An 11,873-nucleotide genomic window follows, 5' to 3' on the forward strand; every position below is an offset into this window, starting at 1 on the left:
CTTTCAAAAAACAGAACCCACCCATGCGTAACGTATTTTGCCATATCTGGCTTTTCTGCATCATAGCTATAACGTATCGCTCACACGCTCAGACGGTTTATGCCGGCGAAAGCACCATCGATAAAGCCAAAGTATCGGGCTTGTATCTAACCGTCCAGGGCGATGGCAAGCAGATTGAAAAAGACTGGGAAACCGAGTTACGGAAGTACGGCAACATGTCGGCGTCGCGCGGTACGTATCGCGTTACTAATGCCGATATATCCGCTATTTCGTCGGAACCAATCAATCTGGCCAGCACCGTAAAATCGTCGCGTTCGGCCGCGACGATTTTTGTCTCGTTCGATTTGGGAAATGGTAATTATGTCAGACCCGGCAGTGCGGGTTATGCCGCAGCAGAAAGCTTTTTAAAGAACTTTTCTGATAACAGTCTTTATGGTCTTGAGGTGAAAACCGCCGAAGGCAGCTTCGACGAAGCTCAGCGAATTCACCAGAAAACGGTTCGCCGGGGTGAGCAGCTTCAGCGGGCCATCGAGCAGAACGCTAAAGAAAAAGACAAGCTTTTGAAACGTATTGAAGACAACGCTAAAGAGCTTGAACAGCTTCAGAAAGATATAGAAACCAACAAAACGGAACAAGCCACTGCCCTGACCGAACTCGAAAATCAAAAGAAAAATATCGAAGCGGTAAAAGCAAAGAAAAATTAAATGTCAAAGGGCATATGATAAGAGCAGAGGGTAAAAGACTGTATATCAATTACCCTCTGCCGTTTAGTTTTTAAAAAACACCCGTTTTACCCGTTCACTGACACCAGTCAGGATTTCATAGGGGATAGTGCCGATACGTTGGGCGAGTTCGGCGATGGGCAACGTATCACCGAAAATCAGTACGTCGTCGCCCTCCTTGGCCGACGCTTCCGTTACGTCGATCATCGTCATATCCATACATACATTTCCCACGGTGGGGCAGCGGGTTCCGTTTACCCAAATCTCGCCAGTACCATTACCTAGTCGACGGTCGTAGCCATCGGCATATCCAATGGCAATGGTTGCAATACGTGCATCATGTTCTAATACTCCCTTTCGACTATACCCTACTGATTCTCCGGCCTTTACGGTTTTGATCTGACTAATTACCGAACGCAACGTACCGACAGGCTGTAAGGCATTAGGGTCAATACCGCTGGCTTCGACACCATACAAGCCAATACCTAGCCGAACCATGTCCAGCTTATAATCTGGAAACCGGACAATACCCGCCGAATTGAGCAAATGGCGAGTCGGACGGTAGCCAAGGGCTTTTTCAAGAAAGTCGGTACTACGTATAAACGTTTGGTATTGCTGCTGTGAAAACGAATTGAATTTTGCTTCATCAGCGCCAACCAAATGGCTGAAAACCGTAGCCACCCGTAAATCAGTACGTTGATTTAGATAGGCTGCTACGTCCGGCAACTCGCTTTCCAGAAAACCAAGCCGGTGCATCCCCGTGTCAATTTTCAAATGGCAGAGGGCATGGGGCAGCGGGCGTGGGGCATTTTCAGTACTCTCCCTAGGCTCCAAATCCTCTGCTACGTATGCACCCCATTCACGTAGCAGACGCATGCTGTAAATTTCGGGTTCGAGCTTGTATTCAAGGAGGGCTGCGAAGGTTTCGGGGGCGGGATTCATGACCATAATGGGCAGATGAACGCCATTTTGACGGAGCGAAACACCTTCGTCGGCGTAGGCCACAGCCAGATAATCGACCCGGTGAAACTGAAGCAGTTGCGCCACTTCGGCACTGCCGCTTCCGTAAGCAAACGCTTTCACCATCACCATCAGCTTTGTTTCACTACCTACTTTTTCGCGGTAATAATTGAGGTTATGAGTCAGCGCGTCGAGGTTGATCTCCAGAACAGTACCATGAACTTTTCGCTCCAATCGATGAACGATACGTTCGAAGGAAAACGGGCGCGCTCCTTTGATCAGCACCGTACTATCTCGCAACGTACTAACCGGAAAATTGGTCAGAAATTCATCAGTCGTCTGGTAGAAAAGGCTATTCTCAGCAAAAAAATGAGCATTTTGGCTAAGTACCGGCCCGATTCCGATGAACTGCTCCACCTGATTACTTTGTATTAGTCCGCTCACCTGCTCGTACAAATCGGAAACGGGTTGCCCAGACTGCAATACATCCGACAGGATAACCGCCCGGCGACTGCGTGTGCTCTGCTGGTTCAGAAAGCCCAAAGCCAGTTGCAGGCCCGCCACATCATTATTATATGAATCGTCGATCAATACGCAATTATTGATGCCCTCTTTCTGTTCCAGCCGCATCGACACCGGGCGTAACCGATTGATACGTAGCTGGATAGCTTCGACCTCCCAACTACGTAGCGTCAGCATGGTTACGATGCAATGCATCAGGTTTTCGACCGAAGCAAAATCCTGGAAAGGCAGTACCAATTGCATGGCGGCCATTCCATTACCCGTCAACTGGAGTTGTTTTCCATGCAAAGCAGCCTGATAAACTGCTTCTTTGCCCGTTAACGACCACGTAACGAGACGCATCTCCGGGTTGACAGCTTTGAGCAGCAGATTAACCTCCTCATCGATATCTGCGTAGTCGACGCAATAAATCAACGTATCGGCGTGCGTAAATAGCCGGAGTTTTTCAGCGATTTTCTGTTTTCGGGTTCGGAAGCCTTCGTCGTGCGCCGTCCCGATATTTGTAAAAATGCCAATCGTTGGGCGAATAATCGCTTCCAAAGCGGGCATTTCCTGCGTTGTCGAGATACCGGCTTCGAAAATACCCAGCGTGTGTTCCTGATTTAGTTTGTGAACCGACAGCGGTACACCCAGTTGAGAATTATAACTTTTAGGGCTTTTGGCCACCACAAACGTATCGGTCCCCTCGCCCCCATCCAGCAGTTGCGCCAGCCACTCCTTCACAATGGTTTTGCCGTTGCTTCCCGTAATCCCAATCACCGGAATCTGAAACTGCTGTCGGTATTCGGCGGCCAGTTGCTGAAGCATTCGGAGACTGCTTTCGACCTCGATGAACGTAGCATTGGCGTAATTGGCCAGTTCGTTACGTCGTTCGGGATTTAACGCCGACCGTTCGACAACAAATTGCCGTATGCCTTTCTGGTACAGGTCGGCGATGAATTCGTGTCCGTCGTGATGTTCGCCTTTGATGGCAAAAAAAACGCCGTCGGTCAGATCGGTCATGGAGCCGGTCACTTGCCGGGAATCCGTAAACCAAACCGAGTTTATCAGTTGATTATCAGTTGCTGTCATATAAAAATAGCGTTACGTCCAACTCGAACGTAGCGTTCACATCCATCCGCGCCGTTTAAAATAAATGACTTCGCCAACGGCTATTATTGCCATAACGATCAGCACCCCGTAATAGCCGTGAGGCTGACGAAGTTCAGGCATATTATCGAAATTCATGCCGTAAACGCCCACAATAAACGTAAGAGGAATAAAAATAGAGGAGATGATCGTCAGGGTTTTCATCACCGAATTCATGCGGTTACTCACGATGGAATAGTACACATCCATTAGTCCCGCAATTAGTTCGCGGTAGGATTCGAGTGTTTCGATGACTTGGTTGACATGATCAGCTAGATCGCGTAAGTAAGGCAACGTAGCAGGTTTTATTAGTTCCGATTCTTCCCGAAGCAGCGTCCCAATGATGTCGCGGACCGGGTTCACCGTTCGTCGGATAACGGCCAGTTCCCGTTTTAGCTTGAACAGCGTAGCGAGGGTCTGTTGGGTAGCGCGTTCCTGCACGATTTCCTCTTCCAGATCGTCCATTTTTTCGCCGATACGTTCCGTGAGCAGAAAATAATGGTCGACCATTACGTCCATCAGCGCGTAGAGCAGGTAATCGGTTCCGTTACGTCGGGTTTTGCCGGACGAAGCTTTAATCCGATCAATCACCGGTTCGAAGATGTCTTTGGTACGTTCCTCCTGAAACGAAATGAGGTAATGTTTACCCACAACAAAACTGACATGCTCTACGTCGATTTCCTGTTTATGCCGACTGTGGTGGAGCATTTTCATGGTCACAAAAACCACCTGCCCCGCCGGATGGTACGTAACGCCGTTGTCGGTACGGGGAGGAGCGTCGTCGTAAATATCAATCTTGGGTTTCTGTTCTACGTTCAGAACGTCTTCCAGCAATAAGGGGTGCAGGTGATATTGCCGGCCAAGTGCCGCTACTACGTTCGGTTCATGGATTCCATCAACATCAACCCAACTTACAAATGGCGTTTCCCGCTCGGGTAAACGACAGGTGCTCAGCTTATTACTTTCATCAATTTTATAATCAGTCGAATTGAAGTCAATACGTTTGATTTTAGTAGCGTGCTGAATTTCTTCTCCTACGTAGGTGAGCGTGCCGGGCGATGTGCCGAGCGTTTTTTCGGCCGAATGATAACGACGGTGTTTCGACATAAAGTCTGTCTGTTGTTCTGAGTTAGTACCTCGAACAACCATTTTCGTCAAAGATAAACCAACTCAGGTTACCGACGATAACCACGTAGATGCCGATTGGTTCACGACCTGATGGTTTCAGCTATAATTAGACTTTGGCAATCATCCGGTCGAAAACGGCCCGTTGCTCTTTCATGGATTTTACTTTGTCGGCGGGGTTGGTATGGCATTCGAGCAGGACCCAGCCGTCGTAATTCATCTTCACCAGATTGGTTAGTAATTCCTGATAGGGATAGTCGGTGCGGTCTAGCTCGCGGACGTGGCACGTAGCGCCAAAGCGGTCTTTCACCAGATTGAAATTGGCTGCAAAACCCTTTCCATTCAGATCCTGTGGGTTACAGTTCCAGCAAATGGTAGCGTTGGGATGCGTCGCTACGTCCATAATCTTTCTAATGTTTGGCAATTCCTGCGTTTCTTCCCCGTGAACTTCCAGCCGAATTTGCTGCCCTAGCTCGGCGCCGTAGCGAGCCAGTTCGTTAAGCGATTCTCCAATTTGTGTCAAAGTCTTTTCAACGGGCACTTCTTTATGTAAGGCATTAGGCTTCACTTTCACGCCTGTTCCGCCCACATCGGCACTCAGTCGGATGAACTCTTTGGTACGTTCCATCGACGCTTTCAGGCGGTCAGGTTCTACGTAGTCAAACTGCTGATTGGTGCCCAGGCCAATCAATTTAACAGGGCTATCGGCAAATTTCTTTTTGACTTCACTACGTTGAGCAGCCGTCAGTTCGGGCATTACGTTGTGCGCATGTTCAACCCGCAACTCGACGCCAAGAATCCCCGTATCGGCACAGTTTTTAATCAACGTTGGCAAGTCCCAATCTTTACCCCACAGATACGTAACGAAACCCAACTTTACCGACGTTTTCTTGCTTGCGGACGTAGCCCAGCCTGTACTCGCCACCAGAGAAGCTCCCGCCAATAAAGAAGCCTCTTTCAGAAATGTTTTTCTATCAATAGTGGTCATGAATTTTTTGTATTGGAGGTGATTGCGGCAGCAAGTGCTACGTCCTGAAAATGACTTACTGACTGGTAAAGTATATCATTTTCAGTTGCTACTTATGAATAATGTATGAAGTAGAATGTAGGGTTTTTACTCGTCGCATACACATAATGCATACTATTTCATAGATCAGACTCTCTACGTCATAAATTATACATCGCTCATACAACGCTTGGCCAACTTTCTGCATCTACGATAAACCAAACGTTCCATTCGCTATCCAATACGTACCATCTAAGCTTTTACGGTCATGTTCCGGCCAATTCTACTTTCCGCCATTACAGCCCTCCTGCTAACTGCGTGCAGCAGTGGTAAATCTGCTCTCAAACGGGGTGATTTCGATCTCGCCGTTAAGAAAGCTTCGCAACGACTCAACCAGTCAAGTTTTTTGTCGAAACGGGGACAAGAACTGGCGCCTTTAGTTCTTAGGGATGCGTTCAAATTAGCGTACGACCAGCATCAGGCCACGATTCGTCGGCTGTCGTCAGCTAATCCAACTACCGCAAATCAGACACCGGCTTTCCGTTGGGAAACGGTTTTTCAGGAATATGGCGAACTTCAAAAATTGACGGATAATGCCCGGGCAAGTAACTGTGCGGCCTGCGCCGAATGGCTGACAACGTATCCCGTTTCCTACGCCGACCAACAACGCGAAATTCGGCAGTTAGCAGCCGCCGACCGTTACGACGTAGCCGAACAGGCGTTTGCTTATCGGGAAGACGACCGACAGGCCGCCAAAGATGCTTACCTAAATTACCAGAAAGCCCTCGACTGGGTACCCGATTTTCGGCAGGCACGGGGCAAAGCCGAGGACGCGCTACCTTTCGCCATTCTGCGCGTTGCCATTGAGCCATTGAGCCCAAGCCCTGAATTAGATCGTTCCGACAGTCAGGAATTGCAACAACTTATTTTCCGGCAAGTCGGTCAACAAACGGCGCCATCAACTTTTGTGCGATTTTATCCGCCCGATGCACGAGGTAGTGAGTTCGTCCCCGGCGATGGCTATCCGATTCATCAGGCCATTCAGATGGTGGTGAGTGGATATACGCCCTCGCGCGAAAACAAAACGTCGACCTGCACGACCGTTTACAGCAATCAGGAATACAAAGTGGGCGAGAAGAAAATTAATGATTCGACTAAAGTAGATATTAAAGAAAAAGTAAAAGGCACGCTTACTACGTACCGACGGGAAATCTACGCGAGCCTGGATATGCACATGCGGGCCATCGATACACAAACCGGAAAAGTGCTGTGGGAAGAGCCCATCGGCGAAACACGTAACTGGGTCACCGAATGGCAGTCGTTCACTGGCGACGATCGTGCTCTTAACGGTAATTCTTTGAAAACTGCCGACCCTTTTCCACCGTCCCGCTGGAGACTCCTCGACAGCATGCGCGACGAACTGGCCAGCGACGTAGCCCGCCGATTACGTTCGCGGTACGCGAGAGAGTGACAAATAATGTAGGGTATATGAAGTATGGTGTATAAACTCGTTCTAATACATCATACTTCATATACCCTACATTATTTGTCACTCTTTCCAGTCGAGTTGGATTTTGCGGCCTGTTTCAGCGGCCTGGAGAATGGCTTCTATTAGCTTCAAATCCTTCCAGCCTTCTTCGCCCGATGCTTCCGGTTTTGTGTTCGACCGGATGGACTGAACGAAGGCATCCATCTGCGCAATCTGCTGGTAATGCGGAGACGGTACGTCCATCGGACCTTTACTGGTAACACCTTGAGCCCCTGTGGCATTATAGGCCGGTTCAAGCTTGTACCAACCCCAGCGTTCGCAGGTAACGTAGAGCCGGTCAACGTAGGAAGAATACGTAGTACGGCAATCGGCAATGGTCCCTCCCGGAAACTCAAACTGCCAGAATACCATCTCATGAACGTCTTTGAAATGTTCCTTATCATACGTAAATGCCTGCGCCGTTACGTTGATAGGGTCAAGATTGAGCGCCCGTCGAGCACCCTGAATGGCGTACACACCCAAATCCATGATGGCTCCTCCCCCACCAATCTTTTTGTCTAATCGCCAGGATTTTGGGCCGGGAACGGTGAAACCCAAGGCGGACTCAATCACTTTTACCTGTCCGAATTCCTTCGCAGCCACTAACCTACGCAGTTCCAGATGATGGGGTTCAAAATAGAGCCGGTAGCCCACTGATAGCTGAACCGTTGCTTTTTCGCAGGCGGCTATCATCTGTCGGGCTTCGGTAGTATTCAGGGCCATCGGTTTTTCGCAGATGACGTGTTTGCCAGCCTGAGCAGCCCGAATAGTGTATTCGGCATGCAGAAAATTAGGAAGCACTACGTAGATAATATCAATATCGGGGTTGTTCCGAATCTGGTCGAAAGTCTGGTAGTTATAGATGTTTTTGGCCGGGATATTATATTTCTCCGCCCAGGTTTTTGCCTTGTCGGGCGACCCCGTTACGATACCCGCCAGATAGCAATTTTGAGTTTCGAGCAGGGCGGGCGCCAGTTGATTGGTAGCGTAATTTCCCAAACCGACGAGGGCAATTCCCAGCTTTTTCGGAGCCGGTTGTTCATCCAAAAAATGTGTCTGTGGACGTATCATTAACCCGCCAGCACTTAGCGCCAGGGTTTGTATGGATGTTCGACGGGATATAATTGCAGGCACAGGATACGTGTTTTTGCAAAAAGACACAAAAAAAGACAGTCTGTTGCAGTAAACAGACTGTCTAACTATTTTTACTAATGCTACTCACCAGTCGATGCCGACGTAGTAGAAATTGTGCTATTTTCTGACGAGCGCCCTTCTTTACGGGGGCCGCGCCGACGTTTGTTCCGTTTTTTCGTTTTATCCTGATCTGCTACGTTACCTTGCCCGTTTGCTACTGAATTACTACCCATTACCACTGGAGACGTAGCACCAACCTGAGATTGATTGTCTGCTCCACCGCCATTACGTCGGCGCTCGCTACGTCTTTCCTGCTGTTCGCCAACGGGCGTTCCTTCATGGCCTTGACGAGACTGACCACCCCGTCCTCTTTTACGATTTTTAGTACGTGAATTATCGCCACGTCGCCCTTCAGTACGATGCCCATCGCTCCGGTGCCCACTGAACCGCCGTGGGTCGAACAAAGGCGATTTACCCAAACCTAATTCTTCGGTGATGGACTGCTTATCGACTTCGCGCTCAATTAGTTTTTCGATGCGGGTAATTCGGTTCTGGTCTTGGTCGCTGATGAACGTAATGGCTGTTCCCGTCGTGGCCGCCCGGGCGGTACGTCCGATACGGTGAACGTAATCTTCGGCATCACGGGGAATGTCGTAATTCACTACGTGGGTCAGATTATCAATATCAATGCCGCGCGATAGTACGTCGGTAGCGACCAGAATCGGGAAGGCTTTATTCTTGAAATCACGTAGCACTACCTCGCGGGCGTCCTGCTCCAGGTCCGAGCTAATCCCCCGCGATTCATAGCCTAGTTTACTCAATGCACGAACAATGCTATTCACTTCCGCTTTCTTGGAGGTAAACAGTACCATGCTCTGCACCGGTTTTGGGCTGTTCGTAATCAGGTGAGCAAGCAAGGGCAATTTCTGGCTATCATAAGCCAGGTAAAACTGCTGGTCGATTCCGGCCGCTGGTTTCGAAACGGCCAGTCGAATTTCTTCGGGATCCTGGAGAATTCGTTTCGAGAACTCCCTGATTTTATTGGGCATGGTGGCCGAAAACAGCAGCGTTTGCCGTTTCGCGGGTAGTTTGTCGACAATATTTAGAATATCGTCGGAAAAGCCCATATCGAGCATCTTGTCGGCTTCATCAAGTACCAGATAATCCAGCTTACCGAAGTTGACATAGCCAAGTTGCATGTGGGCAATCAGCCGACCTGGCGTAGCAATGATAATATCGGCGCCGGTTTCGAGTGCCCGTCGTTGTTTGTCCCAATCATCGCCTTTACCGCCCCCGTAGATGGCAATGCTGTTCGCTTCTACAAAATAACCGAACCCTTCTACCTGCTCATCAATCTGTTTGGCCAACTCACGCGTGGGCACCAGAATAAGCGTACTGGTGTGGTCGTGATTGGCGTGTGAAATACGATCGAGAAGAGGAATCAGATAGGCGGCCGTTTTACCGGTACCGGTCTGAGCGCTGGCGATGAGGTCGCGCCCTTCGAGAATTTTGGGGATGGCCAGCTCCTGAATGGGCGTGGCTTTAAGGTAGTTCATGGCGTCTACACCGGCCAGCAGGTCGTCGTGCAGATTAAATTCCTGAAATGTCAAGGTACAGCTGCGTAAAAAGTGAATAAACGCTGACCTTACTTCCCCGGCCAGCAAATCGTCGCACTAGCAGATCATTCGTACAAATGATCCGCTTGATTTGAAACAAATATACTAAAAAATAGGGATTTATTGGTTCGTCGATGCCCTCACTAATGTGGCCTTATTTGAGCACACAGGTTCGTGCTACGTATGTCAGCAAACAGATCTTATACTCTTCTCTCATGAAAAATACCGGATTGACAGTAGATAAACTACCGCTTTCAGGTGATTGAATCAGCGCGAACGCGAACTGAACTTTGTATCGGAGTTAGCCAATAAGCTTTCCGTTTATATCCACATCTTAATTCCGTTTCTATCCACACCTTACTTATGTTCTACGTATCACTTGTCACCAGGCTCGCGAATCAGCCCGGGTTCACCCAGCAGGCCAGCCGCACCGCCGTTTGCCGGCCCCGCCCTGGTCCGGCACTTACTATCGGCTAATTAGTCTACAATTTGCTAATCCCACCCATTTAACTGCTTTTCAACTTATTACACCTTTTTTAACCACATCATTTTATGAAAAAACAATTAATTACCTGTCTGTTTGTAGTTGCTTCGCTCGTTGGGATGGATGCTTGTAAAAAACCTGAGCCACAAGACCCCCAACCCGATCCTAACCGGTTGGTTGGCCAGCCCGGAAATCCTCGTTTTAATCTCCAGTTTACGAATCAAACAGGTGCCGATTTAGATCTGCACGTTATTGAGCCGTCGGGCACCGAATTGTATTGGAACAATAGTTACTCTCGCACGAATGGCCAGTTAGACGTTGACTGCAATTGCTACGACTGTAGTTTGGGCCCTAACGAAAATGTATTCTGGCCCAATGGCCAGGGGCCGAAGGGTACGTATAAAGTTTGGGTGGAACATTTCGAAAAGTGCGGATCGGGTTCATCTACTACCTCAAGTTTCACCCTGCGTATTCTCGTCAACGAAGTCATTAAGCAGACTTATACGGGTACCTTGTCAAGTTCAAACCCCAAAAGTCAGGTCTGGACGTGGACCCAGAATTAACGTTTTCCTGCCACCGCCAAAATCCAATTTTTAGGTCTCGGCGGTGGACTAACACCAGCGGTTTTCTGCCTGCTTACAATGTATATCGTTGGCAGAAAATCATTACGTTACTATCTATCCTCTTTTCTACCCACATCATCTTTTTATGAAAACCAATACTATCCGACAGTTTATCGGTCTGCTATTCCTATCTGTCCACGTCTGGGCACAGGACGTTATTGTCAAAAATGATAAAACAGAACTGAACGTTAAAGTAGAAGAAATCACAACCAATACTGTCAAGTACCGCCAATTTACGCGCCTGGATGGCCCGATTTATAATCTGAATAAATCTGAGGTATTCATGATTATTTACAAAGATGGCACTCGGGAAACGTTCAGCAGTCCAGGTCCCGTTAGCTCACTGCCTTCGGTTTCCTCCTATAGAGAAACGACCTCTACTACCAGTTCATCGCAGCCAACACCAGCCCCGAATGTGTCTAACCCTCCAACGTCCGTAGGACGCGGATGGACTTATGGGATAGGCTACATGACTGCTGCCGAAGCGTTTGGTAGCGTCCACGGATATACTACTGAAGGTGGCTATTACTGGCTGCTCGGTCAGCGTCAACTGACAGGGATTTCGCTTGATTTAGGGTACATGGACTTTTTCCAAACCTATTCGACGAGCTGTACCACCTTTATGGCCAATAGTTTTTTGCGGTTTTCGCCCACGTCAAAGGTTTATATCGGTGGAGGATTGGGTTATGGCCTAGTTGGTGTTCCGACAGTTGACCGATATGGTCTCAATAAAAAAGCCTATTACGACGGAGCAAGTGGCAAGGTGTTTATGGGCGTGGGTAGTTTCAGAGCAACTTTAGTTTGGCCTTCGCTTGAGGCCGAAAGTGGCAGTTTAGTTACGTTTGGACTTTATACAAATCCGTTTAAGTGATTGATTAATTTCATAAAACATATCGGAATACCGCAATTCGTTTAAACGCTGGCAGAAAACCATACTTTACTATTAAAAAAGAAGACGATGCTTTAATTAAAACATAATTACTGCCGAAGGAGTATTAGCATGATATCACAGCAAGGCACTGAAT

The 11,873-nt window shown here is 48.5% G+C and carries 9 protein-coding genes; 4 read left to right on the forward strand and 5 right to left on the reverse strand.

The genetic code is table 11. From position 1 onward, the window contains the following. Positions 1-23: 23 nt before the first annotated feature. Positions 24-704, forward strand: a complete 681-nt coding sequence (locus ACYVF1_RS11205; RefSeq protein WP_461078641.1) for a hypothetical protein — start codon at positions 24-26, stop codon at positions 702-704. A 63-nt stretch (positions 705-767) separates the two neighbouring features. Here ACYVF1_RS11205 and ACYVF1_RS11210 read toward each other — a convergent pair whose 3' ends face one another. From ACYVF1_RS11210 to ACYVF1_RS11220, 3 genes are all read right to left on the reverse strand, one after another. Next, positions 768-3,275 carry a bifunctional UDP-N-acetylmuramoyl-tripeptide:D-alanyl-D-alanine ligase/alanine racemase gene (locus tag ACYVF1_RS11210; RefSeq protein ID WP_461078643.1) on the reverse strand — a complete coding sequence of 836 codons (2,508 nt, stop codon included), beginning with the start codon at positions 3,273-3,275 and terminating at the stop codon, positions 768-770. Positions 3,276-3,311: 36 nt separating this feature from the next. Continuing rightward, a complete protein-coding gene (gene corA, locus ACYVF1_RS11215; protein WP_461078645.1) occupies positions 3,312-4,439 on the reverse strand; it encodes a magnesium/cobalt transporter CorA in 1,128 nt (375 codons plus the stop codon). Positions 4,440-4,566: 127 nt separating this feature from the next. Further along, on the reverse strand, positions 4,567-5,445 hold the full coding sequence (locus tag ACYVF1_RS11220; protein ID WP_461078647.1) for a sugar phosphate isomerase/epimerase family protein: 879 nt from the start codon (positions 5,443-5,445) through the stop codon (positions 4,567-4,569). Between the two features lie 286 nt (positions 5,446-5,731). Here ACYVF1_RS11220 and ACYVF1_RS11225 point away from each other — a divergent pair, with 286 nt between their 5' ends. Further along, positions 5,732-6,934 carry a hypothetical protein gene (locus ACYVF1_RS11225; RefSeq protein ID WP_461078649.1) on the forward strand — a complete coding sequence of 401 codons (1,203 nt, stop codon included), beginning with the start codon at positions 5,732-5,734 and terminating at the stop codon, positions 6,932-6,934. A 78-nt stretch (positions 6,935-7,012) separates the two neighbouring features. On the opposite strand, the gene ACYVF1_RS11230 is transcribed toward ACYVF1_RS11225, so the two are convergent. Next, positions 7,013-8,125: a Gfo/Idh/MocA family protein gene (locus ACYVF1_RS11230; protein WP_461078651.1), complete on the reverse strand. Its 1,113-nt coding sequence runs from the start codon at positions 8,123-8,125 to the stop codon at positions 7,013-7,015. Positions 8,126-8,205: 80 nt separating this feature from the next. Further along, a complete protein-coding gene (locus ACYVF1_RS11235; protein ID WP_461080734.1) occupies positions 8,206-9,681 on the reverse strand; it encodes a DEAD/DEAH box helicase in 1,476 nt (491 codons plus the stop codon). A 612-nt stretch (positions 9,682-10,293) separates the two neighbouring features. On the opposite strand from ACYVF1_RS11235, the gene ACYVF1_RS11240 reads away from it, so the two are divergent. Together ACYVF1_RS11240 and ACYVF1_RS11245 are read left to right on the forward strand one after the other, a co-directional pair. Continuing rightward, positions 10,294-10,788, forward strand: a complete 495-nt coding sequence (locus ACYVF1_RS11240) for a hypothetical protein (RefSeq protein ID WP_461078653.1) — start codon at positions 10,294-10,296, stop codon at positions 10,786-10,788. Positions 10,789-10,933: 145 nt separating this feature from the next. Then, on the forward strand, positions 10,934-11,719 hold the full coding sequence (locus tag ACYVF1_RS11245; protein WP_461078655.1) for a hypothetical protein: 786 nt from the start codon (positions 10,934-10,936) through the stop codon (positions 11,717-11,719). The last annotated feature ends 154 nt before the right edge of the window (positions 11,720-11,873 follow it).

It is taken from the genome of Spirosoma flavus (genome assembly GCF_054778555.1).

Excerpts from the sequence above, each read along its gene's own strand:
- ACYVF1_RS11205 (WP_461078641.1), top strand. The coding sequence starts at position 24 with ATGCGTAACGTATTTTGCCATATCTGGCTTTTCTGCATCATAGCTATA.
- ACYVF1_RS11210 (WP_461078643.1), bottom strand. The coding sequence starts at position 3,275 with ATGACAGCAACTGATAATCAACTGATAAACTCGGTTTGGTTTACGGAT.
- corA (WP_461078645.1), bottom strand. The coding sequence starts at position 4,439 with ATGTCGAAACACCGTCGTTATCATTCGGCCGAAAAAACGCTCGGCACA.
- ACYVF1_RS11220 (WP_461078647.1), bottom strand. The coding sequence starts at position 5,445 with ATGACCACTATTGATAGAAAAACATTTCTGAAAGAGGCTTCTTTATTG.
- ACYVF1_RS11225 (WP_461078649.1), top strand. The coding sequence starts at position 5,732 with ATGTTCCGGCCAATTCTACTTTCCGCCATTACAGCCCTCCTGCTAACT.
- ACYVF1_RS11235 (WP_461080734.1), bottom strand. The coding sequence starts at position 9,681 with ATGAACTACCTTAAAGCCACGCCCATTCAGGAGCTGGCCATCCCCAAA.
- ACYVF1_RS11240 (WP_461078653.1), top strand. The coding sequence starts at position 10,294 with ATGAAAAAACAATTAATTACCTGTCTGTTTGTAGTTGCTTCGCTCGTT.
- ACYVF1_RS11245 (WP_461078655.1), top strand. The coding sequence starts at position 10,934 with ATGAAAACCAATACTATCCGACAGTTTATCGGTCTGCTATTCCTATCT.